At 72.9% G+C, this 24,813-nt stretch carries 24 protein-coding genes, 1 other RNA gene and 1 pseudogene; 11 read left to right on the top strand and 15 right to left on the bottom strand.

Annotation, left to right across the window (positions count from 1 at the left end; all coding sequences use genetic code 11):
- Positions 1-168 precede the first annotated feature (168 nt).
- Positions 169-1,326 carry a hypothetical protein gene (locus ACGF5U_RS02630; RefSeq protein ID WP_392714881.1) on the bottom strand — a complete coding sequence of 386 codons (1,158 nt, stop codon included), beginning with the start codon at positions 1,324-1,326 and terminating at the stop codon, positions 169-171.
- A gap of 217 nt (positions 1,327-1,543) precedes the next feature.
- Between ACGF5U_RS02630 and ACGF5U_RS02625 the strand changes: the two genes are divergently transcribed.
- The 4 genes from ACGF5U_RS02625 (at position 1,544) to ACGF5U_RS02610 (ending at position 5,920) form a co-directional block, all read left to right on the top strand.
- A complete protein-coding gene (locus ACGF5U_RS02625; RefSeq protein ID WP_392714882.1) occupies positions 1,544-2,575 on the top strand; it encodes an ABC transporter substrate-binding protein in 1,032 nt (343 codons plus the stop codon).
- A 464-nt stretch (positions 2,576-3,039) separates the two neighbouring features.
- Positions 3,040-3,879 carry a Nif3-like dinuclear metal center hexameric protein gene (locus ACGF5U_RS02620; RefSeq protein ID WP_392714883.1) on the top strand — a complete coding sequence of 280 codons (840 nt, stop codon included), beginning with the start codon at positions 3,040-3,042 and terminating at the stop codon, positions 3,877-3,879.
- On the top strand, positions 3,876-4,619 hold the full coding sequence (locus ACGF5U_RS02615) for a zinc ribbon domain-containing protein (protein WP_392714995.1): 744 nt from the start codon (positions 3,876-3,878) through the stop codon (positions 4,617-4,619). The genes ACGF5U_RS02620 and ACGF5U_RS02615 overlap by 4 nt, the downstream gene beginning before the upstream one ends.
- A complete protein-coding gene (locus ACGF5U_RS02610) occupies positions 4,619-5,920 on the top strand; it encodes a bifunctional RNase H/acid phosphatase (protein WP_392714884.1) in 1,302 nt (433 codons plus the stop codon). Before ACGF5U_RS02615 ends, ACGF5U_RS02610 begins: the two co-directional genes overlap by 1 nt.
- A gap of 212 nt (positions 5,921-6,132) precedes the next feature.
- On the opposite strand, the gene eda is transcribed toward ACGF5U_RS02610, so the two are convergent.
- From eda to yaaA, 3 genes and pseudogenes are all read right to left on the bottom strand, one after another.
- Complete coding sequence (eda, locus tag ACGF5U_RS02605) at positions 6,133-6,783, bottom strand: bifunctional 4-hydroxy-2-oxoglutarate aldolase/2-dehydro-3-deoxy-phosphogluconate aldolase (protein ID WP_392714885.1); 651 nt, start codon at positions 6,781-6,783, stop codon at positions 6,133-6,135.
- A 26-nt stretch (positions 6,784-6,809) separates the two neighbouring features.
- Positions 6,810-6,863: pseudogene (locus ACGF5U_RS02600) on the bottom strand (hypothetical protein); the annotation flags it as partial.
- A gap of 6 nt (positions 6,864-6,869) precedes the next feature.
- Positions 6,870-7,652 (bottom strand): peroxide stress protein YaaA, encoded by a 783-nt coding sequence (yaaA, locus tag ACGF5U_RS02595; protein ID WP_392714886.1) that lies wholly within the window; start codon positions 7,650-7,652, stop codon positions 6,870-6,872.
- A gap of 290 nt (positions 7,653-7,942) precedes the next feature.
- Between yaaA and ACGF5U_RS02590 the strand changes: the two genes are divergently transcribed.
- Positions 7,943-9,388 carry an RNB domain-containing ribonuclease gene (locus ACGF5U_RS02590; protein WP_392714887.1) on the top strand — a complete coding sequence of 482 codons (1,446 nt, stop codon included), beginning with the start codon at positions 7,943-7,945 and terminating at the stop codon, positions 9,386-9,388.
- Here the strand turns inward: ACGF5U_RS02590 and ACGF5U_RS02585 are convergent.
- Together ACGF5U_RS02585 and ACGF5U_RS02580 are read right to left on the bottom strand one after the other, a co-directional pair.
- Positions 9,339-10,160 carry a hypothetical protein gene (locus ACGF5U_RS02585; protein WP_392714888.1) on the bottom strand — a complete coding sequence of 274 codons (822 nt, stop codon included), beginning with the start codon at positions 10,158-10,160 and terminating at the stop codon, positions 9,339-9,341. The genes ACGF5U_RS02590 and ACGF5U_RS02585 overlap by 50 nt on opposite strands.
- Complete coding sequence (locus ACGF5U_RS02580; protein WP_392714889.1) at positions 10,157-10,939, bottom strand: MerR family transcriptional regulator; 783 nt, start codon at positions 10,937-10,939, stop codon at positions 10,157-10,159. The genes ACGF5U_RS02585 and ACGF5U_RS02580 overlap by 4 nt, the downstream gene beginning before the upstream one ends.
- 303 nt (positions 10,940-11,242) lie before the next feature.
- Here ACGF5U_RS02580 and rnpB point away from each other — a divergent pair.
- Positions 11,243-11,643: RNase P RNA component class A (gene rnpB / locus ACGF5U_RS02575), an RNA gene on the top strand.
- Between the two features lie 95 nt (positions 11,644-11,738).
- On the opposite strand, the gene ACGF5U_RS02570 is transcribed toward rnpB, so the two are convergent.
- The 5 genes from ACGF5U_RS02570 to tgmA form a co-directional block, all read right to left on the bottom strand.
- Complete coding sequence (locus ACGF5U_RS02570; RefSeq protein WP_392714890.1) at positions 11,739-12,233, bottom strand: hypothetical protein; 495 nt, start codon at positions 12,231-12,233, stop codon at positions 11,739-11,741.
- An 81-nt stretch (positions 12,234-12,314) separates the two neighbouring features.
- Positions 12,315-12,608 carry a DUF6087 family protein gene (locus tag ACGF5U_RS02565; RefSeq protein ID WP_392714891.1) on the bottom strand — a complete coding sequence of 98 codons (294 nt, stop codon included), beginning with the start codon at positions 12,606-12,608 and terminating at the stop codon, positions 12,315-12,317.
- Positions 12,609-12,625: 17 nt separating this feature from the next.
- Complete coding sequence (gene tgmC / locus ACGF5U_RS02560; protein WP_392714892.1) at positions 12,626-13,789, bottom strand: ATP-grasp peptide maturase system methyltransferase; 1,164 nt, start codon at positions 13,787-13,789, stop codon at positions 12,626-12,628.
- Positions 13,786-14,751 carry an ATP-grasp ribosomal peptide maturase gene (tgmB, locus tag ACGF5U_RS02555; protein WP_392714893.1) on the bottom strand — a complete coding sequence of 322 codons (966 nt, stop codon included), beginning with the start codon at positions 14,749-14,751 and terminating at the stop codon, positions 13,786-13,788. The genes tgmC and tgmB overlap by 4 nt, the downstream gene beginning before the upstream one ends.
- Entirely contained in the window at positions 14,751-15,008 is a 258-nt protein-coding gene (tgmA, locus tag ACGF5U_RS02550; protein WP_392714894.1) for a putative ATP-grasp-modified RiPP, read from the bottom strand. The genes tgmB and tgmA overlap by 1 nt, the downstream gene beginning before the upstream one ends.
- 414 nt (positions 15,009-15,422) lie before the next feature.
- On the opposite strand from tgmA, the gene ACGF5U_RS02545 reads away from it, so the two are divergent.
- The 3 genes from ACGF5U_RS02545 to ACGF5U_RS02535 all read left to right on the top strand — a co-directional run bounded on the left by ACGF5U_RS02545 (position 15,423) and on the right by ACGF5U_RS02535 (position 17,644).
- Positions 15,423-16,679 carry a multiprotein-bridging factor 1 family protein gene (locus ACGF5U_RS02545; RefSeq protein WP_392714895.1) on the top strand — a complete coding sequence of 419 codons (1,257 nt, stop codon included), beginning with the start codon at positions 15,423-15,425 and terminating at the stop codon, positions 16,677-16,679.
- 16 nt (positions 16,680-16,695) lie between these two features.
- Positions 16,696-17,049 (top strand): hypothetical protein, encoded by a 354-nt coding sequence (locus ACGF5U_RS02540; protein WP_392714896.1) that lies wholly within the window; start codon positions 16,696-16,698, stop codon positions 17,047-17,049.
- A 271-nt stretch (positions 17,050-17,320) separates the two neighbouring features.
- A complete protein-coding gene (locus ACGF5U_RS02535) occupies positions 17,321-17,644 on the top strand; it encodes a nuclear transport factor 2 family protein (protein ID WP_392714897.1) in 324 nt (107 codons plus the stop codon).
- Positions 17,645-17,729: 85 nt separating this feature from the next.
- Here the strand turns inward: ACGF5U_RS02535 and ACGF5U_RS02530 are convergent, their stop codons facing one another.
- The 3 genes from ACGF5U_RS02530 to ACGF5U_RS02520 form a co-directional block, all read right to left on the bottom strand.
- Positions 17,730-18,605 (bottom strand): PhzF family phenazine biosynthesis protein, encoded by an 876-nt coding sequence (locus ACGF5U_RS02530; RefSeq protein WP_392714898.1) that lies wholly within the window; start codon positions 18,603-18,605, stop codon positions 17,730-17,732.
- Positions 18,606-18,681: 76 nt separating this feature from the next.
- A complete protein-coding gene (locus ACGF5U_RS02525; protein ID WP_392714899.1) occupies positions 18,682-19,479 on the bottom strand; it encodes an SDR family oxidoreductase in 798 nt (265 codons plus the stop codon).
- A 178-nt stretch (positions 19,480-19,657) separates the two neighbouring features.
- Positions 19,658-20,641, bottom strand: coding sequence for a Gfo/Idh/MocA family protein (locus ACGF5U_RS02520; protein ID WP_392714900.1), 984 nt, complete (start codon positions 20,639-20,641; stop codon positions 19,658-19,660).
- 102 nt (positions 20,642-20,743) lie between these two features.
- Here ACGF5U_RS02520 and ACGF5U_RS02515 point away from each other — a divergent pair, with 102 nt between their 5' ends.
- Positions 20,744-22,228: a Bcr/CflA family multidrug efflux MFS transporter gene (locus tag ACGF5U_RS02515; protein ID WP_392714901.1), complete on the top strand. Its 1,485-nt coding sequence runs from the start codon at positions 20,744-20,746 to the stop codon at positions 22,226-22,228.
- On the opposite strand, the gene ACGF5U_RS02510 is transcribed toward ACGF5U_RS02515, so the two are convergent.
- On the bottom strand, positions 22,225-23,574 hold the full coding sequence (locus tag ACGF5U_RS02510) for a hypothetical protein (protein WP_392714902.1): 1,350 nt from the start codon (positions 23,572-23,574) through the stop codon (positions 22,225-22,227). The genes ACGF5U_RS02515 and ACGF5U_RS02510 overlap by 4 nt on opposite strands.
- Positions 23,575-23,767: 193 nt before the next feature.
- Between ACGF5U_RS02510 and ACGF5U_RS02505 the strand changes: the two genes are divergently transcribed.
- Positions 23,768-24,766: a small ribosomal subunit Rsm22 family protein gene (locus ACGF5U_RS02505; protein WP_392714903.1), complete on the top strand. Its 999-nt coding sequence runs from the start codon at positions 23,768-23,770 to the stop codon at positions 24,764-24,766.
- Positions 24,767-24,813: the final 47 nt, after the last annotated feature.

Below are 24,813 nucleotides of genomic sequence, written 5' to 3'. Positions count from 1 at the left end.
ACGGCCGTGCGGCTGGGACGCCATGTCCTCCGACGCCGCCGCGCCCCCTCGGTGCTTTCCGGAGCCGCCGTCGTCCCCCTGCGGTCGCCCGTGGGTCAGGTCGGTGCTGGCTTCAGACATCTGGGAATTCACCCCGTAGTGATCGCTGATGATGTGCGGCCCGAGAGTCTAACGAGGCATCGCGCGCCCCGTGAGAGGCGCCTGCTGCAACGGCACGGGCTTGCACATCACAGGACCGCTCGGCGGCCCCGAACATTCCTCACCTGCGGATTCCGCTTGTGCGGATGTCGTGAGCCGATCCGGTACGAGCACCTCCGGTGCCACCTCGATCCGCGCGAGACCGCACGGCACCGCGGGGGTCGTGTACGGCAGCCGCAGCTCCCCCTCCGCCGTCCACAGCCCCGTACCCGCCAGCCACCCGTCCGGCACCGGCAGTTGCACCAACCGCCGGCCCGCCGGCCGCCACACCCCCACCCAACTGCCCGCAGCGCAGTCGATCCGCAGCGCCACCGAACAGTTCTCCGGCATCAGCACCTGCCCCGGCTGCACCGCGAACGGGGTCACCGCCGCGTCCGACGGCCGCAGGCAGTCCGGGAACCGCACCGGCCGCGTGGAGCCGAGCACGCCCCAGCCGAGCCGCGCGTGCCCCGGTGACGGCGCGTCGGAACGGATCAGCAGCAGCCCGCTGTCCGCGTCCGCCAGCAGCAGCCGGTCGTCACTCTCATCCGTGATCTGGAGCAGCGGAGTCACCTCACCGCCCCGCCCCAGGTCGACGGCGACCGCCTTCACCGGCCCGCCGTCGAGCCGCCGGTCCAGTGCCAGTAGCCGCCCCGCCCGGTCCAGCCACACGCCACCCGAGCAGGCCCCCTTCACTTCGGCGACCCGTTCAGGACCGAAGGCGCCGCCCGCCACCAGCCACACCGCCGTGGAGTGCTCGCCCACCGCCAGCGCGTACGCGCTACGGCCGTCCGGCGACGGCGGCAGCAGCCGCAGCGACGCCGACTCGACGGCACCCAAAGGCAGTTCACCGGTCCCCGGCCCGGTCGGATACAGCAGCGAGAACGCGTACCGCTCGCCCATTCGGCGCGCTATCAGCACCCGTCCGTCCGTCAGCGGCAGCAGTTGCGCGTCCCGTTCCTCCGGCTGGCCGAGCGGCAGCGGTACGGCGTACGGCTCCGGCCCGTCCAGCGTCCACCGCTCGGGGAACAGCGCATCGCCGTCACCGGCCAGCCGCGCCGCGTAGGCGCCGTCCGCCGCGATCGCGAACCCCGCACGCCGGACCGCGCCGTCGTTCCCCGCGTCGGTCTCGATGGCACAGGCAGTCATCGACTGTCACCTCCGGCCACCGAAGCTAGTTTTCGCACTTCCACCCGAACAACGCGAGCCCCGCCGCTTCACACATAAGGGTGGCGGTCCCCGGGTTCACCTGAGCGGGAAGGGGCCGCTGTGCTGACGCCACCCGGGACGCAGTAAGGTAAGGCAGCCCTAAGTGGAGTCCGGCACTCCGGTCTCCGCCGCACCATCCGTCCCCAGGAGCGACACCATGTCCGTACGCCGACGCGGCACAGCCGCCGTCATCGCCCTCGCCGCAGCCCTGTCCCTCACCGCCTGCGGCGACAGCGGCTCCGACGCGAAGCCGGGCGACTCCGGTGACAGCGGCAAGAAGGCCGTCGCCCAGGGAGGCCAGGACTTCGCCACCGCCCGGCAGAAGACCGCCGCGATGGGCACGGACGCCAAGCCCGGCCAGTTCCCCCGCACCCTCACCCACGCCATGGGCAAGACCGAGCTCAAGGCCGCCCCCCAGCGGGTCGTCGTCCTCGACGTCGGCGAGCTCGACAACGTCGTCTCCCTCGGCGTCAAGCCCGTCGGCTACGCCCCCGCCGAAGGCGACCCCGACCTGCCGAGCTACCTCGCCAAGGACGGCGGCGACCCCAAGAACATCGGCACCATCAACAACCTCAACCTCGAAGCCATCGAGGCCCTGAAGCCGGACCTGATCCTCGGCAGCCAGCTCCGCGCCGCCGACAAGTACAAGGAACTGTCCCAGATCGCCCCGACGGTCTTCTCCCTCCGCCCCGGCTTCACCTGGAAGGAGAACTACCTCCTCAACGCCGCCGCGCTGGACAAGACCGCCGAGGCCAAGGCGAAGCTCGCCGCCTACGAGACGAAGGCGAAGAAGCTCGGCACGGACATCGGCGCCGACAAGCCGACCATCTCCATGGTCCGCTACCTCCCGGACCGCATCCGCCTCTACGCCCGCGCCTCCTTCATCGGCACGATCCTGGAGGACACCGGCCTGCCCCGCCCGAAGAACCAGCAGGTCGAGGACCTCGCCACCGAGGTCAGCCCGGAGAACATCGACCAGGCCGACGCCGACTGGATCTTCACGGGCGTCTACGGCGACCCCAAGAAGACCAAGCGTGACACCGCGCAGGCCAACCCCCTGTGGAAGAACCTGAAGGCCGTCAAGTCCGGCCAGGCCATCGACGTCCCGGACGAGACCTGGTACCTCGGCCTCGGCGTCACGGCCGCGGACAAGATCCTCGACGACCTCCGCGGCCACCTGGTCAAGTAACCCGCACCCCCTTCCGCCGCGCCGGAAGGACGACGGGAGGGGGTGTGGAGGGTCGCCTGACCTCCGCGGCCACCTGGTCAAGTAACCGGCCCCCCCTTCCGCCGCGCCGGAAGGACGGCGGGAGGGGGTGTGGAGGGTCGCCCCCGCAGGGGATCGGCGGCGTCGGCCGGGCTCCCCGTACCGGCGCCCAAGGCCGCCGACCCCGAGGAGGTGAGCCCGGAACACCCCCGACCCCACGACGACCCAGACCGCGACGGACCGGACAGCGACGGACCGGACAGCGACGGACCGGACAGCGACGGACCGGACAGCGACCGACCGGACCGCACCCACCCCACCCCCCAACGCACCCACCCCACCCACCCCACCCCCAAGCCACGCACCCACCCCACCCGCCCTCACCCCCACACCGTGACGGCGGCGGCGATTCGGGCCCGAAGACCCGTACGGGTAGCCTTGCCCCCGTGCCCCGTCTGTCTGAAGTCCTCGCCGAGCTCGACGCCCTCTGGCCCCCCGAGCGGGCCGAGCAGTGGGACGCCGTAGGCACCGTCTGCGGCGACCCCGACGCCGAGGTGAACCGGGTCCTGTTCGCGGTCGACCCCGTCCAGGAGATCGCCGACGAGGCGATCGATCTCGGCGCCCAGCTCATCGTCACCCACCACCCGCTCTATCTGCGCGGCACGACCACCGTCGCGGCCTCCCACTTCAAGGGCCGCGTCGTGCACACGCTCATCAAGCACGACATCGCCCTGCACGTCGCGCACACCAACGCCGACACCGCCGACCCCGGCGTCTCCGACGCCCTCGCGGGCGCGCTCGACCTGCGCGTGCTCGGCCCCCTCGTACCGGAGAACGGCCTCGGCCGGATCTGCGCGGTAGACCCCCCGGAGACGCTCCGCGACTTCGCCGCACGCGCCGCCAAGCGGCTGCCGGCCACCGCGCAGGGCATCCGGGTCGCGGGCGACCTCGACGCGACGGTCCACACCGTCGCCGTCAGCGGCGGCTCCGGCGACAGCCTGTTCGACGCGGTCCGCGCCGCGGGCGTCGACGCGTTCCTGACGGCCGACCTGCGCCACCACCCCGCCTCCGAGGCGGCCCAGCAGAGCGCGCTCGGTCTCGTCGACGCCGCCCACTGGGCCACCGAGTGGCCCTGGTGCGAGCAGGCGGCCGCCCAGCTCGACGAGATTTCCGACCGCCACGGCTGGAACCTGCGGGTCCACGTCTCCAAGACGGTCACCGACCCGTGGTCCGCCCACCACACGTCCCCCTCCGCTCATCACACCTCTCCTGGAGCCCCCAACTGAACGCCGCGCCCGCCGACCAGATCCGACTCCTCGACGTCCAGGCCCTCGACGTACGCCTGTCCCAGCTCGCCCACAAGCGGAAGTCGCTGCCCGAGCACGCCGAGATCGAGTCGCTGAACAAGGACCTCACGCAGCTGCGGGACCTGCTGGTCGCCGCGCAGACCGAGGAGAGCGACTGCGCCCGCGAGCAGACGAAGGCCGAGCAGGACGTGGACCAGGTGCGCCAGCGTGCCGTCCGCGACCAGCAGCGGCTGGACTCCGGGGCCGTCACGTCCCCGAAGGACCTGGAGAACCTCCAGAAGGAGATCGTCTCGCTGGCCAAGCGCCAGGGTGACCTGGAGGACGTCGTCCTGGAGGTCATGGAGCGCCGCGAGTCCGCGCAGGAGCGGGTGGCCGAGCTGACCGAGCGCGTCTCCTCCGTCCAGGCGAAGGCGGACGACGCGACGGCCCGCCGCGACCGGACGACCGGCGAGCTGGACGCGGAGGCCGCGTCCGTGACCAAGGAGCGGGAGGTCGTGGCGGGTTCCGTCCCGGCGGACCTGCTAAAGCTGTACGAGAAGATCCGCGGCCAGCAGGGCGGTGTCGGCGCGGCCCGCCTGTACCAGCGCCGCTGCGAGGGCTGCCACATCGAGCTGAACATCACCGAGCTGAACGACGTGCGGGCGGCAGCCCCCGACACCGTCGTGCGGTGCGAGAACTGCCGCCGCATCCTGGTCCGTACGTCGGAGTCCGGCCTGTAATGACCGCGGTACGCGAACTGATCGTCGAGGCCGACGGCGGCTCCCGGGGCAACCCGGGCCCCGCCGGCTACGGCGCCGTCGTCCTGGACCCGGGGTCCGGGGAGGCGCTGGCGGAGACGGCCGAGTACATCGGCGTCGCCACGAACAACGTCGCCGAGTACAAGGGCCTCGTCGCCGGACTGCGGGCGGCACGCGACCTCGCGCCGGACGCGACGATCCGCGTGCGGATGGACTCCAAGCTCGTCGTCGAGCAGATGTCGGGCCGCTGGAAGATCAAGCACCCGGACATGAAGCCGCTGGCGGCGGAGGCCGCGCGGGTCTTTCCGGCCTCGCAGGTCACGTACGAGTGGATCCCGCGCGAGCGGAACAAGCACGCGGACCGGCTCGCCAACGAGGCGATGGACGCGGGCCGGCAGGGCAGGCAGTGGCAGCCTTCCGCGTCGAAGGCGGCGCTCGACGCGGGCGCGGCCCGCGTGGTCGGTGACGCGACGGCGGGCGCGGCGAAGGCCCGCCAGGCGCTGGCTGAAGCGGCGGCGATGACGACCCGTACGGGCGCGGTGGCACCGACCGCCCCGGCCACTGCGTTCGGCGCCGGGACGGTCCCCGCGGCCACCGAGGCGAGCGCGGAGGCGACGGCGACGGCGGCGGAGGCGCAGGTCGGCTGGGGAGCAGCGGACCTCGGCGCTCCGGCGACGTTCGTGCTGCTGCGGCACGGCGAGACCGCGCTCACGCCGCAGAAGCGCTTCTCCGGCAGCGGCGGCACCGACCCCGAGCTGTCCCCGGCCGGGCTGCGCCAGGCCGAGGCCGTCGCGTCGGCGCTCGCCGCGCGCGGCACCGTCCAGGACATCGTGTCGTCGCCGCTGCGGCGCTGCCGCCAGACCGCCGAGGCCGTGGCCGCCCGTCTGGGCCTGGACGTCCAGATCGAGGACGGGCTGCGGGAGACGGACTTCGGTGCCTGGGAGGGCCTGACGTTCGGCGAGGTCCAGGAGCGGTACCCGGACGACCTGGAGGCGTGGCTGGCCTCGCCGAAGGCGGCGCCGCCGGGCGGCGAGTCGTTCGCGACGGTCGCGCGCCGGGTCGCGGCGGCCCGCGACCGGCTGACGGCGCGTCACGCGGGGCGTACCGTGCTGCTGGTCACGCACGTCACGCCGATCAAGACGCTGATCCGCCTGGCGCTGGGTGCCCCGCCGGAGTCGCTGTTCCGGATGGAGCTCTCGGCGGCGTCGCTCTCGGCGGTGGCCTACTACAAGGACGGCAACGCGTCGGTGCGGCTGCTCAACGACACGTCGCACCTCCGCTGACCGACGGCGTCGAAGCCGAAGCCACTCCGCAGCCGAAGCCCCATCCGCAGCCACACCCGAAGCCAAAGCCACACCCGAAGCCAAAGCCACACCCGAAGCCACTCCGCAGCCAAAGCCCCATCCGCAGCCACACCCGAAGCGGCAGCCGCACCCGCCACACCCGAAGCGGCAGCCGCACCCGCCACACCCGAAGCCACACCCGAAGCCTCCGACTAGGCGGGCGCCCGCAGCGCCGGGGCCGCCCGCAGCGCCGACGCCGCCCGCGCCAGGGACTCGACCCGCGTCCAGTCCCGGGCGGCGAGCGCGTCGGCGGGCAGCATCCACGTACCGCCGACGCAGGCCACGTTCGGCAACGCCAGATAGGCGGGCGCCGAGGCCGCCGAGATGCCGCCCGTGGGGCAGAACCGGGCCTGCGGCAGCGGACCGGCCAGTGACCTCAGGTACGCCGTGCCGCCCGCCGCCTCCGCCGGGAAGAACTTCATCTCCGGCACCCCGCGCTCCAGCAGTGCCACGACGTCCGACGCGGTCGAGACGCCTGGCAGATAGGGCACGCCCGAGGCGGCCATGGCGTCGACGAGCGTGCCCGTCCACCCGGGACTCACCAGGAAGCGGGCCCCGGCGGCGACCGCCGCCGCCACGGATCCCGGCGACACGACGGTGCCGGCGCCGACCACGGCGTCCGGCACCTCGGCGGCGACCGCCCGGATCGCGTCGAGCGCAGCCGGGGTGCGCAGGGTCACCTCCACCGCCGGGAGCCCGCCCGCGACCAGGGCGCGCGCCAGCGGTACGGCGTCGGCGGCGTCGTCGATCACGACGACCGGCACGACGGGCACGGCGCCGACGAGGCCCAGTACGGAGGTCATGCCGCCCATCCTGCCGAGCCGCACCACTACCCGCAACGAGCGTTGCACACGCTGCAACGCCAGTGCCGGGCACCCCGCGGACGCGTCTAATGGACCTCGTCCACCAGCACGTCGAGCGACCACGCCTTGCCGGCCTTCTCCGGCGCGTCGGCCTCCACGACGTACCCGAGGTCCCGCAGCGCCTCGACCAGCTCGCCCGGCGAAGCGGGTGCCGTGCCCGCCTCCAGCAGGCTCCGTACGATCCGGCCCTTCGTGGCCTTGTTGAAGTGGCTGACCACCTTCCGGGTCGGCGCGTGCAGCACCCGGACGGTCGCCGTCCGCTCCGCGACCTCGCCCTTCGGCTTCCAGGCCGCCGCGTAGGCCGCCGACCGCAGGTCGAGCACGAGCCCGTCCCCGGCGGCGTCCGGCATGACGTCCGCCATGGGGCGGCGCCAGTACGCGCCCAGCGCGCCGAGCCCCGGCAGCTTCACCCCCATCGAGCAGCGGTACGACGGGATGCGGTCGTCCACCCGTACCGCGCCCCACAGCCCGGAGAAGACCAGCAGCGAGGCCCGTGCCCGCCGCCGGGCGGCCGCGTCCAGCGTCGCCAGGCCCAGCGCGTCGTACAGCACCCCGGTGTAGATCTCCCCGGCGGGCCGGGCACCGGCCGTCCGCAGCCCGGCGTTCTTCGCGACCTCGCCGCGCAGGCCCTCGCTCAGCCCGAGCACCTCGCGGGCCTTGTCCTCGTCGGCCGCGCACAGCTCCACCAGCTCGTCCAGCACGGCGGCCCGCGCCTCGGCGAGCCCCGGCAGCGACAGCGCCTCCGGCTTCAGCGGCGCGCCGCGCCCCGAAGCGGCCTTGCCTTCCGAGGGCGGCAACAGCACGAGCACGGTGGTTCTCCTTCGTACGTACGGAAAGAGGGGGTGCGGCCCCTCGACGGCCCGAGGACCGCCAGCCAGCGTACAAACCCCGCCCCGCACCCCACCGCACCCCGCCCCACCGCACCCCGCCTCACCGCACCCCGCCTCACCGAACCCCGCCCCACCGCACTCCGCCCCACCGCTCTCCACTCCACCCCACCGCTCCCCACCCCCCCGCTCCCCGCCCCACCCCACCGCGCCCATCCGCGTACCGCCGCTGCCGACGTGCCGGGGCGCGTCCGGCGCCATAGGCTCGGAACATGCCCCGCCGCCAGCTGCATGTGACCGGCGCGACCGAGGCTCCGTTGCGGGTCGCCCTGCGCGCGCTGCGCACCGAACTCGGCATTCCCGACGCCTTCCCGGCCGCGGTCCTCGCCGAGGCGGAGGCCGCCGCCAAGTCACCTCGCCTGCCCGGCCGGGACGCCACGGACATCCCGCTGTTCACCATCGACCCGCCGGGCTCCGCCGACCTCGACCAGGCCATGCACCTCGCCCGCCGGGCCGACGGCGGCTACCGCGTGCACTACGCCATCGCCGATGTCGCCGCGTTCGTCACGCCCGGCGGCGCCGTCGACACCGAGGCGCACCGGCGCGTCCAGACCCTGTACTTCCCCGACGGGCGGGTGCCCCTCCACCCCGCCGCCCTGTCCGAGGACGCCGCGAGCCTGCTGCCGGGGCACACCGCGCCCGCCCTCCTGTGGCGCGTCGACCTCGACCCGTACGGCCGCCGGGTCGCCACCGAGGTGCGCCGCGCCCTCGTCCGCAGCCGGCTCAGGCTCGACTACGCGGGCGTGCAGCAGCAGCTCGACGCGGGCACGGCCGAGGAGCCGCTCACGCTCCTGCGTGACATCGGCAGGCTGCGCGAGGAGCTGGAGGTGGCCAGGGGCGGCATCTCGCTCGGCGTACCGGAGCAGGAGATCGTCGAACGGGACGGCTCGTACCAGCTGGTGTATCGCGCCCCGCGCCCCGCCGACGGCTGGAACGCGCAGATCTCCCTGCTCACCGGCATGGCGGCGGCCGACCTCATGACGGCGGCGGGCACCGGCATCCTGCGTACGCTGCCGACCGCGCCGGACGGTGCCGTCGCCCGGCTGCGGCGCTCCGCGAAGGCGCTCGGCGTCGACTGGCCGCACCACGTCTCGTACGCGGCGCTCGTCCGCTCCCTGGATCCGGACAATCCGCGCCACGCCGCGTTCCTCCAGGACTGCACGGCCCTGCTGCGCGGCGCGGGCTACACCGTCTTCACCGACGGGAACCTCCCGTCACCCGCGTTGCACGCGGCCGTCGCCGACGAGTACACGCACTGCACCGCGCCGCTGCGCAGACTGGTCGACCGTTACGCGGGCGAGCTGTGCGTGGCGGCCGTCGAGGGCCACGAACCGCCGGACTGGGTGCGCGACGCGCTCGCCGCGCTCCCGCAGGAGATGGCCGACGGCACCCGCCGGGCGAACGGCGTCGAGCGGGAGTGCGTCGACCTGGTGGAGGCCGCGCTGCTCATGGACCGGGTGGGCGAGGTCTTCGACGCCGTGGTCGTGGACGTCAAGGAGCAGAACCCGAAGGTCGGCACCGTCCACCTGTCGGCGCCGCACCCCGCGGTGGTGGCGCGGGTGGAGAGCCCGGCCCCGCTCCCGCTGGGGGAGCGGCTCCGGGTGCGGCTCACCCAGGCGTTCCCAGGCAGGGAGAAGGCCCTGTTCGCGCCCGCCTGAGCGCTGCGAGCAGGGCCCGCGCGTCATCGGCGTGGAACCGTACGGTGTGGACGGGCCGCCGCCTGCCGAGGAGCCCCACGACCTCGACCGGCGGGGCCAGCTCCACGGTGACCGACGTCTGTGCGCCGACCGCCAGGTTCAGCACCCCGTCCTCCTTGGTGTGCGAGAACAGCGGCTCGTGGCGTACGGCGGTGATCCGGTCGAGCGGTACCGCCAGGTCCACATGGGCGGCGTGGCGCAGCCGCAGCACCCCGCCGCCCAGCAGGTGCGGCCGGGTCGCGGACGCGGCGTGCAGCCCGAGCACGAACACCACGGTGTAGACGTCGAGGAGGAGCACGACGGCGTGCACGAGCGGCCACTCGGCCAGCAGGTACGACATCCCCACCGTCTCCACCACGCACACGAACGCGAACCCGTACATCAGCGCCGCCTGGTCCCGGGCGTGCCCGAACGCCTCGACCCCCGGCCCCGGCCCGTGCGGCCGGCGCGCCACCCACCGCACGAGGCTCGCCAGCAGCCGCAGCTCATGCCGTACGAGCCGCACCACACCCTCGGGCACCAGCTCGTACAGCGCCGCCCGAGCCCCGAGCCGCCGCCGCAGCCACAGGAACGCCCCGGCCTCCGCGAGCAGCAGAACGATCACGGCGACCTCGGCCGCCGCGAGCACCCGGTACGGAATCCGCACCCCTCCCACCAGGCAGCCGACGATCACCGCCTCCCCGGGCAGCACCGCACAGGCGGCACCGCGCAGCAGCCGTCGCGGCGCCCTCACCGGGCACGCTCGGCGGCGATGCGCATGGCCCGCCGGATCGCGGCGGCCTGCGCGGGCGCGAAGTCCGCGAAGAACGCGCTCTCGAACGTGCCCGCGGCGGGGTCCACGTCCCCGAGGTGCCCCACCACCTCGTCGGGCAGCAGACCGGCCAGCGCCCGCGCGGCCTCCTCCACCCGCACGTCGTCCGGCGCGGCGCCGACGAGCGCGTCGAGCCGCTCGTACACCGCGTACGCCCGCTCCATGGCCGCCGGGTGCTCCGTCATGGTCCGCATGGCCTCCATCAGCCGCGCTCCCTCCTCCTCCGGCGCCACCGTCTCCAGCAGTGCCAGCAGCTCCCGGTCCCGCACGGCCATGGCCGGCTCGGGCCCGGGACGGCCGGCCGCCGCCCGCGCCATGTCCGCGAACAGTGCGGCCAGCCGAGGTGACACCGGCCCTTCGGCGGGCAGCCGCCCGGCCCGTGCCTCCGCCAGCAGCGCCCCCAGCCGTTCACGCCGCCCGCGCAACGCGGCCTCCTGCCGCGCAAGGTCGGCGTCCAGCTCCTCCAGCACGTCGACCAGTTCCCGCCCCGCGTCGTCGGTCAGCACGTCCCGTACCTCGTCGAGCCCGAGCCCCAGCTCGGTCAGCCGCCGCACCCGTGCGAGCAGCACGGCGTCCCGCACGGTGTAGTCCCGGTATCCGTTGGCCAGCCGCCGTGGCTCGGGCAGCAGCCCCAGCTGGTGATAGTGACGCACGGCCCGTGTACTGATCCCGACGAGCCCGGCGATCTCTCCGATCCTCATGACCCCAGTACAAACGTTGCCGCTACGACAAGGTCAAGCCCGCTCCGGCGGGGCTCCTCGGCCATGTGCCACGGTCGGGGGAAACGACCCCGGGCACAGGGACGGCGTCAGGGACGGCGGGTTCCGCCGCTGACCTGGCGCCGTTCGGCAAGGCCCGCGCCCTCCCCGAGCCCTTCGGCTTCGACCCGGAGACGGCTTCGACCCCGAGACGGCTTCGACCCGGACGGCTTCGACCCGGAGACGGCCGACTCCCTCTGAGACCGGGCGGGTGTGACGGCCGGGTACCATGGTCGGCACGGCAGACGAGCCGGGCGGACGGCCGCGTGGGGATCCTCGGATCTCCCCGAGGAACGTCCGGGCTCCACAGGGCAGGGTGGTGGGTAACGCCCACCCGGGGTGACCCGCGGGACAGTGCCACAGAAAGCAGACCGCCGGGGGCCTCGGCCCTCGGTAAGGGTGAAACGGTGGTGTAAGAGACCACCAGCGCCTGGGGTGACCCAGGCGGCTAGGTAAACCCCACCTGGAGCAAGGTCAAGAGGAGCCGTCGCAAGACGGCCCTGCGCGGACGTTCGAGGGCTGCCCGCCCGAGTCCGCGGGTAGACCGCACGAGGCCGGCGGCAACGCCGGCCCTAGATGGATGGCCGTCGCCCCGACGACCGCGAGGTCCCGGGGCACAGAACCCGGCGTACAGCCCGACTCGTCTGCCCCTCAGGGCTTCTGACCAGCGAAATAGCAGGTCAGGGTCTCTTATCCGTGGACGGTCGGCTGTAGCCGTACCGGTCCGAACCGGACCTCGCCGCTACGAAAGTAGCCACGCTCGGTGGCTTGGCGTGGGCGTCGGGTGAGCCGGGGAGGGGCCTTCCCTGCCACGTCTTTGCCTGGGCCTGGCGCCCGTCTGCCAGTGCTCGACGGTGGAGAGAGACAGGCTGACGATCCACTCGTCAAGGCGCTCATCGAAGTGCTCGCTTCCGGTACGGACCTCGCGCGCCTTCAGGGGGGACGAGTCCTCCACCTCAAGAATCTTGCGTAGAAACGGACCTCGCTTCGTTCGCCACTCCAGGCCCTCGTCGGTCCCGTTCGGGCCCTTCCCTAGGGCAGGCCACAGAGTCCGGGAGACCTTTCCGAGGAAGGAAAGGAAGTCCTCGAAGCAGATCCAGGCGGCTGGCGGGACCGGAGTGGTCCGCGCATAGCCCATCAGCGCGGCCAGGGCTGCCAGAGCGTAGCGAGTGTCGCGGTCCAGCCACGTCAAGTACACCCGCTGGGCCCACGGGTCATCGGATATGCCGTTGCTCACGGGCGGCAGTGTGCCGCAGGTGGTCAACCAGGGGGAGTCGGCTTCATAGGCATGGCATGGGCCGGCACTCCAGCAGAGTTATCAGGGCGCTTGCGGTTTCCGATGTCTGCCGGTCCCGGGGCCGAGCTTCGGTGTTGCCTCAGGTGTGGGGGCGGCCTCGACTTGGGGAAACAGGATGCGCCTCGCTTCCGCGAGATTCGCCGCGAAGCCGTGCGGCTCCCACAGATGGCCATTCCACCGCTGGATCGCGCGCGGCGCATCGGGGTTCAGATGCGATGCCCTCGGGCCGTCGCCGGTCACGAGGGGTACGGCGCGAAGCTGCCCGATCCTCGCGTGCCGGCGCTCGGCCCACTCGGCGAGCGGTTCGTCGTCCATGCCCGGAGCGTAGTGGGTCAGGTGATCCGGTGTTCCCAGCGCAGGGAAGGGGCCCGGTCGATCCAGTACCAGTGGGAAGCGGGTGTCACGCGGAGCCGTACGGAGTCGATCTCCGGTGCTCCGGCGTCCCGCCAGGCGACGAGAGAACGTTCCACGTCGTCCCACAGTGCTACCGGGCCGCCTTGACGGACGGTCCAGCTTTCCCCGTTGACGAGAAACTCGGCGAACGACTCCCTCTCCGGATCGAACAGGTACAGCAAGGGTGAGCCGTCACCGTTCGTCGCGCGGACGAGCTGAGCGCCGGGTGCGGCCAACTGCGCGAGGAAAGCGGGCATCCACTCCTCCAGGACGAGAGGGGACACCCGAACGTGCCGCTCGCTGTCGGTGTATGAGGTGCGGGCGGAGAGGTCGCCCGCCAGGGGGGCCACCGCCTGGGCCCGTGCCTGCATGAAGGAGGAGCGCCCGACGATCGCGCCCTCTGCGGTCCCATCATCGCCGACGGTGAGTTTCGCCAGGCCGGTTCCCCGCGGCCATGAACCGACCGTGCCGAGGACGATACCTCCAGGCTTCGTCTGCCGGATCCAGGCGTAGGGGATGCGGCGGACCGCGCAGGTGGCGATGACGCGGTCGTACGGCGCCCGGTACGGGTGGCCGAGGAGCCCGTCGCCCGTCACCGTCCACGTTGAGAAGCCGACGGCTTCGAGAGCGGTGTCGGCGCGTGCGGCCACCTGTGCGTCGACCTCGACCGTGGTGACGTTGTCCTCGCCGAGGTAGTGACACATCAGGGCGGTGGAGTAGCCGGTGCCCGTGCCGATCTCCATGACCCGGTGGCCCGCCGCAAGGTCCAGGGCCTCGATCATGCCGACGACGGTGGCCGGGTCGGTCGAGGAGGACGTGGGCACGCCCACGACGGGCTCGTCGGCCTGGTCGGCGGTGAGGTGGCCGTCGAGTTGGGTGGTGAGCGTGTCGACGCTGTATGCGATCTTCAGCCACTCGTCCGGGTCCATGTCGGCGGCGATGACGGGCTGCCAGGTCCGCCCCTCATCCAGGAAGACTCCCGGGTGGAGGAACTGCTCACGAGAGATTGACTCGACGGCGGTGCGCAACCAGGGGGACCTCAGGACACCTTTGATCACGAGCACGGCCGCCATACGACGTCGCTCAGATGCCGGGTCGGTCATGGGCGGTCTCCTTGTGCGAGTAGGTCGGCGAAGGCGGCGGACATCGGGAGGCCGGTCTCGGTCTCCAGCCACGCCCACTGTCCGTTGGGATTGAGTTCCAGCCACCAGTAGTTCCCCGCCTGGTCGACCGCGAGGTCGAAGCTTCCCGAAACCAGCGCCAGTCGATCCAGATAGGCATGGAGCGCCTTGCCCACCGGGTCGGGCAGGTGCTCCACGGTGTAGGTCAGGGCGCTGTAGTCCTTGCGCCAGTCCAGCAGTTCGGACTCAATGCGTACGGCGAACGTGTGCCGGCCCACGATCAGTACGCGAACGTCGGCGATCTTGTCCACGCGGGCCTGGAACAGATGGGGCGCGATTCGAACGCTGTCGTCGATATCGTCAGGGGTGACGGGGTCGGCCCATCCGGTCACCGGCACGCCGTCACAGATGTAGGGAGTCCACCGCAGAGTCTTGAAGATCGCATCGCCTTGGACACGGATGAACTCGCGCGCCTCGACTGGATCGTTAGTGACGAGGGTACGCGGGACGGTAAAGCCGAGCCGCTGGGCGAGAGCGAGTTGGGCGGGCTTGTAGTCGGCTGCAGCGATGCGCAGTGGATGGTTGACCCAGAATGGGCCGTCCAAGGCGTAGAGCGTGCCCCCGAGCCCGTAGCGGACCTGAGCCGCCGCGAAACGGGAGTCGTCCAGTGACAGATGGGGGAATGACGGCCACTCCGGGCGGCGCCAGTACACCGACCGGACCTGGGTCAGGTCGACGGTTCTCGACGGGGTGCGCACCTGCCCGACCACAGGGGCCGGGCAGGTGCCGAACCAAGACGAGACCGTGAGGTCCCCTCCGATGTCGGCGGGGTTGAACCGGACCACCGGCACACCGCGCCGGTTGAGCTCGCCGATCACCATGTCGGCGGTGATGTCATCCGCCTCCGTGGCCACCAGAACCGGCCTCTTCTCGGTCACGGTCATCAGTCCTGGCTGCTGTCCTGGTCGTAACCCTGGTCGTTCCGGGAGTCCGAGTTCGTCGTCGTGGAGGTCTCGGTGCCGGAGCTGGTGCCGTGCTTGCCCATCTCGACCACCTGTCCGGCACGGTCACGGAACACCCCCAGCTGAGTCGCGGGGTCGACGGTGACGGTGGCGTGCGGCCGACGAACGGTGGTCGGGTAAGGCGCGAGTCGGCTCGTGCCCCACGGTCGGGTGGGAGTGAGTGAAGCGGAGGTGGTCATGGGACTCCTCGGAAGACAGAGAAGAGGCGTCTGCCTCAGGAAAGGGAGGGTTGAACGTTGCCGGCGGCCGACGTCCACTCGATTCCGGACGAGGGCCGGATGTGCGCGAGTCGTACCGTGCCGTCGCTGTGGAGTTCGTAAGTGACAGCGACGAGCACACCTTCTCTGCGCGATGCGACGTCTCGGACGGTCGTGTTCAGGAGCGGGTGCCGCTCGTAGCCGGCGAGGGATGTCGTCACGCTCTACTCCTCTCTTCGACAAGCCACCAGAAGGGTTCCTGACCCACGAGCGGCGTGTGACCAGTGAACGACGATCCGTTACGGTCTCCCAGAGCGGACCTCAGGCGATGCACAGGCGTTTCCCAGGCGTTGCCAGGCCTCGCGTCTGGGAGGGCGTACTCGTAAGGAGCGGACGATGGCATCGAGGCGTGAGCGCTTCGCCGAGCAACGCGTGGCACAGGGCTATTCCCAGGAAGATTTCGCAGAAGCGCTTGCGGTGGCCGCGTCCACCGTGGTCCGTTGGGAAAGCGGTCGTGCCACCCCGCGACCGCACCAACGACCGAAGATTGCAGGGCTGCTAGGAGTGACCCTCCCCGAGTTGGAAGCCCTCCTCTTCGAAGAACCGCCGGCTGTGACTGCGGCGCTTCCCGACACTCCGCCCCTCCTCCCTGGTGATGATGACGAGATGAAGCGTCGCGAAGTCCTGGGCCTGCTCGCCGTCACAGGCGCGCTGGTCATGCTCCCCGGCCCCGACGGGATCTCCCGGGGGCGCACGGCGTCGGTACTCCTGAAGGCGGGGGGCGATCTGCATCGCAGCCTCTGGCAGGTCTACGCGCTCTCGGATTCCAAGCAGGTTGTCTTCCCTGCGGTCCGTGGGCAGCTCGACGTGATGGCGAAGGCGCTGGCCGAGGTTCATACGCCGACCCAGCGGGCCAAGCTGTGCCGAATGACGGCCGACCTCTACCAGCTCGTCGGCGAGCTGTTCTTCGATGCCAACCGGTACACCGACGCAGCCCAGTGCTACACACTGGCCGCCCACGCCGCTCATGCCGGCGGGGACCACGACCTCTGGGCGTGTGCCATGACCCGCCACGCGTACGTCGAGCTGTACGCGGGCTGCGCGCCCGCCGCCCAGCCCTTGCTGGCGGCGGCCACCCGGGTCGCTCAGCGGGGCGATAGCGCGCTCTCCACCCGCCACTGGGTCGCCGCCGTCCAAGCGCAGGTGTACGCGGCGATGGGCGAACTCGATGCCTGCAACCGGGCTCTGGACGAAGCCGAGAAGGTGTACGCCCTCGATGGCAGGCATTCCCACAACGGCGGCTGGCTCCGCTTCGACGGCTCGCGTCTCGCCGAGGAACGAGGGGCCTGCTACCTCCGATTGGGCCGTCCCGACCTTGCGGAGGATGCGCTGACCGCGGCACTCGCCCAGTCCTTGTCGCTGCGTCGCCGAGCCGCCGTTCTGAGCGACCTCGCCGCCCTCGGGGCGTGTCGGCGGGACACCGACCAGGTCGTGCACTACGCGGAGCAGGCTCTCGGACTGGCCGACCGGTCTCACTCGGGATTCATCGGCAGGAAGTTGGACGGGCTTCGAGGGTCTCTTGCCCCGCTCATGGCCGATGACCGAGTCTCGGATCTGGATCACCGAATCGCGGCGCTTCCGCGTACCGAATGACGAGAGGGACACGCGCATGAGTGACGGCCGGATTTTCCGCGAGGCGTGGATCGCCGGTGTGAACAAGCACTATCCCGGCGAACCGAAGCCCGGCTACATCACGCCCTGGGACGAGACGCCCGAGTGGGAGCGCGAGGCTGCCGCGGCGGTGTACGGACAGGTTCGCGACTTCATCAAGGTCAGCGAAGGGCACGCCACACGGCTCTCCCGCGAGCAGAAAGGCCGCTTCGTGGCGATCTGCTGGACCGCCCAGATGTTCAAGCACTTCGAGGACCCGAAGCCCGGATACGTCGCCGACTGGGCCGCCCTTCCCGCCTGGCAGCAGGAGACGGACTCGGACATTTTCGAACACATCGCGCAGACCGTCTGAACTCCGAGGACGACGAAGCTCCGTCTGGACCGCTCCCGGGCGGAGCCGTCTCCTTACCCAGCCACCAAGGTAGCCACCGAAGCACCCTCCTTGCGCGTTTATACAGGTCATAGCGATGTGGTGACTCTCCCCGGCGTACAGCCCGACTCGTCTGCCTCACCCACCGAGGGCACGCCGTCGGCGTTTCCGGCGGGCACGGGCACGGCGGTGACGCGCCACGGGTGGCTCAAGGTCCGGCCCCGGTCCGCTCGGCTGGTGTATCCGGTGGGCCATGACGATTCCTGTGGAACGGATCAGCGACCCCGCCGTACGTGCCTTCGTCACGGCCGTGAACGCGCACGACCGTGACGCGTTCCGGGCCGTGCTCACGCCCGACGCGACCATGTCCGACGACGGCTCCGACCGTGACCTGACCGAGTGGACCGACCGCGAGGTCTTCACCACGCGCGGGCACATGGACGTGGAGTCCGTGGCGGACGACGGGCGGGCGCTCGTCGCCCGCTACCGCAACGACACGTGGGGCGAGATGCGCACCAGGTGGGCGTTCACCGTCACGGACGGGAAGATCAGCCGGTTCGAGACGGGGCAGGCCTGAGCCTCCCCGGCCCGGCCTGGCCCGGCCCGTCTCGGCCCCGGCCCCGGGCCCGGACCCGGCCCGGGGGCTCATGCCGTACGGCGGGTCAGGCCGGGATCCGGGTGGCCGTGCCGCTCACCCGGATCCGCCGGTCGTCCGGGCGGAGCTCCACCGTCAGTTCGCCCGGGCGGCCCATGTCCTCGCCCTGGTGCAGGGTGAGCACCGCCGTCTCCGGTACGAGGCCCAGCTCACGGGCGTACGCGCCGAAGGCGGCCGCCGCCGCGCCCGTCGCCGGGTCCTCGACCACGCCGCCGACCGGGAACGGGTCACGGACGTGGAACACCGTCTCCGACGCCCGCCACACCAGCTGGACCGTCGTCAGCTCCAGGCGCCGCATCAGCGCCTCCAGCCGGGCGAAGTCGTACGACAGGTCCGCGAGCCGCTCACGGGTCGCCGCCGCCAGCACCAGGTGGCGGTTGCCCGCGAAGGCGATCCTCGGGGGCAGGGCGTCGTCCAGGTCGGCGGCCGGCCAGTCCAGCGCGGCCAGCGCCTCCGTCACGTCGGCCTCGGCGATCCCGTCGACGTGCGGCTCCACGCTGGTCAGCGTCGCCCGCGGCGCGCCGTCCCGCTCGGTCACCGTCACCGGCACCGGGCCGACGGGCGTCACGAACAGCAGGTCGCCGGGGCCGATCCGCTCGCCGAGCGCGACGGCCGTCGCGACCGTGGCGTGTCCGCAGAACGGCACCTCGGCCTTGGGGCTGAAGAAGCGGATGGTGAAGGAGCGGCCGGGGGTGGCGTCCAGGCCCTCGGGCGGGGCGGTCAGGAACGCCGTCTCGCTGTAGCCGAGTTCGGCGGCTATCGCGAGCTGGTCGTCGTCGCTGAGCCCGGCCGCGTCGAGGACGACTCCGGCGGGGTTGCCGCCGGCCGGGTCGCCGGAGAACGCGGTGTAGTGCAGGACCTCGGGGGAACGCATGATCGTCATGCCGGTTCCAACGGCCGCGGGGGTACCTGGTGTTCCCCGGCCGGGCCGCCGTCCGCGAGCGGTGTCGGCGGGGCGGTCAGCCCCGGCCGATGTACGGCATCGTCGTGGCCATCACCGTCGCGAACTGGACGTTCGCCTCCAGCGGCAGCGACGCCATGTGGACCACCGTCCGCGCCACGTCCGCCGCGTCCATCACCGGCTCGGGGGCCAGGGTGCCGTTCGCCTGGAGGATGCCCGTCTCCATGCGCCGCGTCATCTCCGTCGCCGCGTTGCCGATGTCGATCTGGCCGCAGGCGATGCGGTACGGGCGGCCGTCCAGCGACAGCGACTTCGTCAGGCCCGTCATGGCGTGCTTGGTCGCCGTGTACGCGACCGAGTGCGGGCGCGGCACATGCGCCGAGATGGAGCCGTTGTTGATGATCCGGCCGCCCTGCGGTGACTGTTCCCTCATGCGGCGGAACGCGGCCTGCGCGCACAGGAACGATCCCGTCAGGTTGACGTCGACCACCTGCCGCCATGTCTCGTAGGGCAGGTCCTCGACCGGGGTGCCGCCGCCCGCGAACGTGCCCGCGTTGTTGAACAGCAGGTCCACCCGGCCGTACCGGTCGGTGACCGCCGCGAACAGCGCGTCCACCGCGTCCGGCGAGGTGACGTCCGTCGGTACGCACAGGGCGTCGGCACCGGCCGGGGCGGCCGTCTCCGCCGGCGCCGCCGTCTCCGCCGTCTTCGCCAGCGCCGCCGTCTCCGCGAGCGGCTCGGCGCGGCGCCCCGCCAGGGCGAGCGACCAGCCCGCCTCCGCCAGCGCGAGCGCCACGCTCCGGCCGATGCCCGAGCCCGCCCCGGTCACCACCGCGATCCTCCGTACAGCGTCCATGGGGCCGCAGCGTACGGGACCCGTCCGGTACCTGGACGCACATGACCGGCATGTGGATGCCATGCGGCCGCGCGCCCACTCCCGGGGCCCATCCCGCAGGCACCCACTCGCCGGGGCGCCCACCTCCCGGGGCGCCCACCTCCCGGGGTGCCCGCTCCCCGGGGTGCCCCCGGCGCGGCTACTCCCCGGGGTAGCGGACGCCGACGCGGTCCCGTACCGCGTCCAGCGTCCGCATCACCGCGAGCGTCCCGTCCAGCGGCACCAGCGGCGACTCCGTCTCGCCCGCCCGCAGGCACCGCATCACCTCGATCGCCTCATGCCGCATCGACTCGCGCCGCCCCGGCACCCGGAACTCCTCCGGGTCGCGGCCCTCCCGGAACAGGGTGAAGCCCTCCGGGTAGAAGAACCCGCGCGGGAACTCGATCCGGCCCGCCGTCCCCGTCACCGACGCGGTCAGCGGCGTGTCCGCCACGATCGAACAGGACAGCAGCGCCGTCGCCCCGGAGTCCCAGCCCAGCAGCATCCCGGTGTTCAGGTCGACGCCCTCCGGCGACAGCAGCGCCTCCGCCTGTACGCGGTCGGGCTCACCCAGCAGGAGCTGCGCGAACGACACCGGGTACACCCCCAGGTCCAGCAGCGCCCCGCCGCCCGCCGCCGGGTCCCGCAGCCGGTGCCCCGGATCGTCGGGGCCGACGAGGCCGAAGTCCGCGTGGATCGTGCGGATCTCTCCGATCGCACCGTCCCGCACGACCTCCACCAGCCGCCGGACGACCGGGCCGCAGTACATCCACATGGCCTCCATCAGGAACGTCCCGCGCTCCCTGGCCAGGCCCACCAGTTCCTCCGCCTCCGCCGTGTTCAGCGTGAACGGCTTCTCGCAGAGCACCGCCTTCCCCGCCTCCAGGAGCAGCCCGGCCGCCGACCGGTGGGCGGCGTGCGGTGTGGCGACGTACACCACGTCCACGTCGTCGTCGGCCGCGAGCTCCGCCCACGTGCCGTACGCGCGCGGTATCCCGAACCGTTCCGCGAACGCCTTCGCCGACTCGGTCGACCGGGACGCCACCGCCACCACATCGGCGTCCGGCAGCTCCAGCAGATCCCGCGTGAACGACGCGGCGATGCCGCCCGTCGCCAGCACGCCCCACCGCACGGTCTCGCTCATCCCGACCCCCACCTTCCGGCACACCGGCCAAACTTTTTGAGGTTTCAACCACTCTGGTCGAGCTGAGAGCATAGGGGGCGCACCCCCGGAACAGGAGATGAGATGCCGGAGAGCGGCCCGAGGACGACGCGAGCCCCCATACCTGACGCCGAACCCGCCGGAGCGGAGTCGACAGCCCCACCCCCGGGCCGTACCGGGCCCACCGCGTCCCCCACAGCCGCGCCTTCCGCGTCCGCCGTGCCTTCCGCGTCCCCCACAGCCGCGCCTTCCGCGTCCGCCGTGCCTTCCGCGTCCCCCACAGCCGTGCCTTCCGCGTCCGCCACGTCCGCCAAGGCCACGCACGCCCGGCCCGCCGGCCCCGCCGCCCGCCGTGCGGGGCTTCTCGTCACCCTCGTCCTCGGCGGGCTCACCGCGCTGCCGCCGCTCTCCATGGACATGTACCTCCCGGCCCTGCCGGAGGTCACCCGGTCGCTGAGCGCACCGGCCGCCACCGTCCAGCTCACGCTGACCGCCTGCCTCGCCGGCATGGCGCTCGGCCAGCTGGTCGTCGGACCGATGAGCGACAGGTGGGGCCGCCGCCGTCCGCTGCTCATCGGCATGGTCGTGTACGTCGCCGCCACCGCCGTCTGCGCCCTCGCCCCCAGCGCCGAGCTCCTCATCGCGTTCCGGCTGCTCCAGGGCCTCGCGGGCGCCGCCGGCATCGTCATCTCCCGCGCGGTCGTCCGGGACCTCTACGACGGCGTCGAGATGGCCCGGTTCTTCTCCACCCTCATGCTGATCTCCGGCGTCGCCCCGGTCATCGCCCCGCTGATCGGCGGGCAGGTGCTCCGGGTCACCGACTGGCGCGGTGTCTTCCACGTCCTGACCGTGGTCGGCCTCCTCCTCACCGTCGTCGTCTGGAGGTGGCTGCGCGAGACCCTGCCGCCCGAGCGGCGGCACAGCGGCGGCGTCGGCGAGGCGCTGCGTACGATGCGCGGACTCCTCGCCGACCGGGTGTTCACCGGTTACACGCTCACCGGCGGCCTCGCCTTCGCCGCGCTCTTCGCGTACATCTCCGCGTCGCCGTTCGTGGTCCAGGAGATCTACGGGGCGTCCCCGCAGACCTTCAGCCTGCTCTTCGGCCTGAACTCGGTCGGTCTGGTCGCGGTCGGTCAGATCAACGGGAAGCTGCTCGTCGGCCGGGTCAGCCTGGACAAGGTGCTCGGGCTCGGACTGGCCGTGATCACGCTGGCGGCGGTGGCGCTGCTGCTGATGACGAGTGGCGTCTTCGGAGGGGTCGGCCTGGTGCCGGTCGCCGCCGGGCTGTTCGTCCTCATGTCGGCGATGGGTCTCACACTGCCGAACACCAACGCCCTGGCGCTGATGCGCACCCCGCACGCGGCGGGTTCGGCGTCGGCGCTGCTCGGCACGTCGTCGTTCCTCGTCGGCGCGGTGGCGTCGCCGCTCGTCGGCATCGCGGGCGAGGACACGGCCGTACCGATGGCCGTGGTCCAGCTGGTGTGCGCGCTCGGCTCGCTGGTCTGCTTCCTGGCCCTGTGCCGCCGCCCCCGGAACGCCGTGGAGCGGGGGGCGGCCGAAGCCGGCTAGCCGTGCCGCCGGTAGGCGATCAGATACGGCCGGTCCCGGGCGTCCGTCCAGCGGAAAAGCCCCACCCCGGCCACGTCCGCCGCCGGCAGCCGTACGTTCGGGGCGAGGGCCTCCACCGTGCCCGTGGCCGGCCGGACCAGGACCGGGCTGCCGCCGCCGGCGAGCGCGTCCGGCACGTCACGGGCGCCGGCCGCCCCGTACACGACGCCCTCGTCGGTGACCGTGGTGAGGGTGAGCGGCCTGCCGCCGTCCCGGTCCTCGAAGCAGCGGCCGGCCGACTCGTCGAGGTCGAAGGCGAGCCGTCCCGCGATCAGGTACCGGCCGCCGGGGGAGACCACCGCCTCCGGGTGGGCGCCCGGTTCCAGTGCCGGGCGATGGCACTCCACCCGCACCAGCGGTCGGCCCGTCACGACGTCGTGCACCGCCCAGACATCGTGCGTGGCCGCCCGCCGGGAGCCCTTCTCCGGCTGCCACCGGGCCAGCACATGGCCCGGGGTCACCGACACGGGCCTGCCGCTCGCGGGGTCGGCGCCCGCCGGGGCGCGGTTGCCGCTGAACCAGGCGCCCGGCACCCAGAACCCCCGCGCGCCGCTCACCAGCAGCCCCTTCGGGGTCACCGCCCGGACCTCGGTCAGCCGCCCGCAGTCGGCGCACTTCGCCGGCCGGCCGAGCCGCGCGGGCGGCACCCTCGTCACGGCGCCGGTCACCGGGTCGACGACCGCCGTGGTGGTGCGGCCGTCACCGATCAGTACGCCGGGGCCCGTGCCGGTCACCGTCGGCACGGCAGGCCACGGCACCTCGACGCGCCGCCGGACGCCGTCGGCCGCGTCGTACACGTCGAGCGAGACGAACGGCTCGGTGGCCGTCAGCGGGCCGTCGCCCGTCCGGCCGTATGACCAGGTGACGAAGAACTCCCGGTCGTCCTTGGCGACCGTCAGCAGCCGGGGCGCCACGCCGGAACCGTCGCCTGACGTGCCCAGCGGCCGCCACGCCCGGCCCGTCCAGGCCGCCGTGCCGGTCGCGGCGTCGACGGTCCGCAGCCGGTACCTGGCCGCGCCGACCGGCTCCAGCCACGCGATCCGCCCGGCGGCGCGGGCGACGACGTAGGAGTCCGGGACGTCCGGCAGCTCCCAGCCGCGACCGGTGTCGTACGCGGCGGGCACGGGCAGCCTGGTGGCGGGCGCCGCCGCCGTGCCGGGCGCGGCAGGGGCGGAGGTGTCACCGGGGCGGCGGTCCACGTCACCGCCCGCGGCCTCCTCGGGCCCGCCGCAGGTGGCCAGCGCCAGCAGCAGGACCAGCACCGCCACCCCGCCCACCAGGGCCGTCCGCACGAGCCTCTGTCTCATGGTCGCCTCACGGTCCCCCCGTGCACCCGCCCGCTGAAGGGGCGCCAGCCTAGCAACCGGCGCGGCCCGGAAGGCGGTTCACGTCACCCCGGTCACTCCTGGGGGGTGCTGCGGGAGCCCCGTGCGGAGGCGGACGCCCCCCAGGGCCCGGCGGGCGGCGGAGGGGCCCGCGCGGGGTGCCTACCATTGTTCGGTGAACGCCTCCTTCTCCACCGCGGAAGTCCTGCGCGGCGCCCTCGCCGGGGTGCTCGACGGGCTGCCGCCGACCCAGGCCGCCGGGGCCGTCGACCGGCTGATCGCCAACTACCGGGGCACCACCCCCACCGACGCGCCCGTCCTGCGCGACCGCTCCGACGTGGCCGCCTACGCCGCGTACCGGATGCCGGCCACGTTCGAGGCCGTACGGTCCGCGCTGGGCGCCCTGCGGGACGCGGCCCCGGAGTGGGTGCCGGGCACGCACACCGACATCGGGGGCGGCACGGGCGCGGCGAGCTGGGCGGTGGCCGAGGCGTGGGAGGAGGCGGCGCCCCGCACCACCGTCCTGGACTGGGCCGAGCCCGCCCTCGCGCTCGGCCGTGAGCTGGCCGTCGCGTCGGGGATGCCGTCCCTGGCGGGCGCCAGCTGGCAGCGCTCCCGGATCAGCGGCGCGCTGCGGATCGAGAGCACCGATCTCGTGACGGTGTCGTACGTCCTCAAGGAGCTCACCCCCGCCGACCGCGACGCCGTCGTCACCGAGGCCGCCCGCGCCGCTCGGGCCGTCGTGATCGTCGAGCCCGGCACCCCGGACGGCTACGAGCGCGTCCTCGCCGCCCGGGAGCTGCTCATCGCCGCCGGGATGCGGATCGCCGCGCCCTGTCCGCACAGCGCCGCCTGCCCCATCGAGCCCGGCACCGACTGGTGCCACTTCGCCGCCCGGGTCAGCCGCTCGTCCCTGCACCGCCAGGTCAAGGGCGGCTCCCTCGCGTACGAGGACGAGAAGTTCGGCTACGTCGTGGCGACCCGGTTCCCCGTGGCGCCCGCCCCCGCCCGGGTGACCCGCAGGCCGCAGATCCGCAAGGGCCAGGTCCTGCTGGACCTGTGCACCGAGGGTGAGGGGCTGCGCCGCGACACGGTGACCAAGCGGCACGGCCCGCTCTACAAGGCGGCCCGGGACGCGGACTGGGGCGACGCCTGGCCGCCGGACGCCGACTGAGCCGCCGGTCGCCGACCGAGCCGCCGGACGCGGGGTGGGCCACGGGT

It is taken from the genome of Streptomyces sp. NPDC047886, assembly GCF_043204435.1.
Classification (GTDB): Bacteria; Actinomycetota; Actinomycetes; order Streptomycetales; family Streptomycetaceae; genus Streptomyces.
This window is presented reverse-complemented; position numbering and strand designations above follow the sequence as displayed.

What these genes read in the sequence shown, in the direction of transcription:
- ACGF5U_RS02630 (WP_392714881.1), bottom strand. Translation starts at nt 1,326, where the DNA reads ATGACTGCCTGTGCCATCGAGACCGACGCGGGGAACGACGGCGCGGTC.
- ACGF5U_RS02625 (WP_392714882.1), top strand. Translation starts at nt 1,544, where the DNA reads ATGTCCGTACGCCGACGCGGCACAGCCGCCGTCATCGCCCTCGCCGCA.
- ACGF5U_RS02610 (WP_392714884.1), top strand. Translation starts at nt 4,619, where the DNA reads ATGACCGCGGTACGCGAACTGATCGTCGAGGCCGACGGCGGCTCCCGG.
- eda (WP_392714885.1), bottom strand. Translation starts at nt 6,783, where the DNA reads ATGACCTCCGTACTGGGCCTCGTCGGCGCCGTGCCCGTCGTGCCGGTC.
- ACGF5U_RS02590 (WP_392714887.1), top strand. Translation starts at nt 7,943, where the DNA reads ATGCCCCGCCGCCAGCTGCATGTGACCGGCGCGACCGAGGCTCCGTTG.
- ACGF5U_RS02580 (WP_392714889.1), bottom strand. Translation starts at nt 10,939, where the DNA reads ATGAGGATCGGAGAGATCGCCGGGCTCGTCGGGATCAGTACACGGGCC.
- ACGF5U_RS02565 (WP_392714891.1), bottom strand. Translation starts at nt 12,608, where the DNA reads ATGGACGACGAACCGCTCGCCGAGTGGGCCGAGCGCCGGCACGCGAGG.
- tgmC (WP_392714892.1), bottom strand. Translation starts at nt 13,789, where the DNA reads ATGACCGACCCGGCATCTGAGCGACGTCGTATGGCGGCCGTGCTCGTG.
- tgmB (WP_392714893.1), bottom strand. Translation starts at nt 14,751, where the DNA reads ATGACCGTGACCGAGAAGAGGCCGGTTCTGGTGGCCACGGAGGCGGAT.
- tgmA (WP_392714894.1), bottom strand. Translation starts at nt 15,008, where the DNA reads ATGACCACCTCCGCTTCACTCACTCCCACCCGACCGTGGGGCACGAGC.
- ACGF5U_RS02545 (WP_392714895.1), top strand. Translation starts at nt 15,423, where the DNA reads ATGGCATCGAGGCGTGAGCGCTTCGCCGAGCAACGCGTGGCACAGGGC.
- ACGF5U_RS02540 (WP_392714896.1), top strand. Translation starts at nt 16,696, where the DNA reads ATGAGTGACGGCCGGATTTTCCGCGAGGCGTGGATCGCCGGTGTGAAC.
- ACGF5U_RS02535 (WP_392714897.1), top strand. Translation starts at nt 17,321, where the DNA reads ATGACGATTCCTGTGGAACGGATCAGCGACCCCGCCGTACGTGCCTTC.
- ACGF5U_RS02530 (WP_392714898.1), bottom strand. Translation starts at nt 18,605, where the DNA reads ATGACGATCATGCGTTCCCCCGAGGTCCTGCACTACACCGCGTTCTCC.
- ACGF5U_RS02525 (WP_392714899.1), bottom strand. Translation starts at nt 19,479, where the DNA reads ATGGACGCTGTACGGAGGATCGCGGTGGTGACCGGGGCGGGCTCGGGC.
- ACGF5U_RS02520 (WP_392714900.1), bottom strand. Translation starts at nt 20,641, where the DNA reads ATGAGCGAGACCGTGCGGTGGGGCGTGCTGGCGACGGGCGGCATCGCC.
- ACGF5U_RS02515 (WP_392714901.1), top strand. Translation starts at nt 20,744, where the DNA reads ATGCCGGAGAGCGGCCCGAGGACGACGCGAGCCCCCATACCTGACGCC.
- ACGF5U_RS02510 (WP_392714902.1), bottom strand. Translation starts at nt 23,574, where the DNA reads ATGAGACAGAGGCTCGTGCGGACGGCCCTGGTGGGCGGGGTGGCGGTG.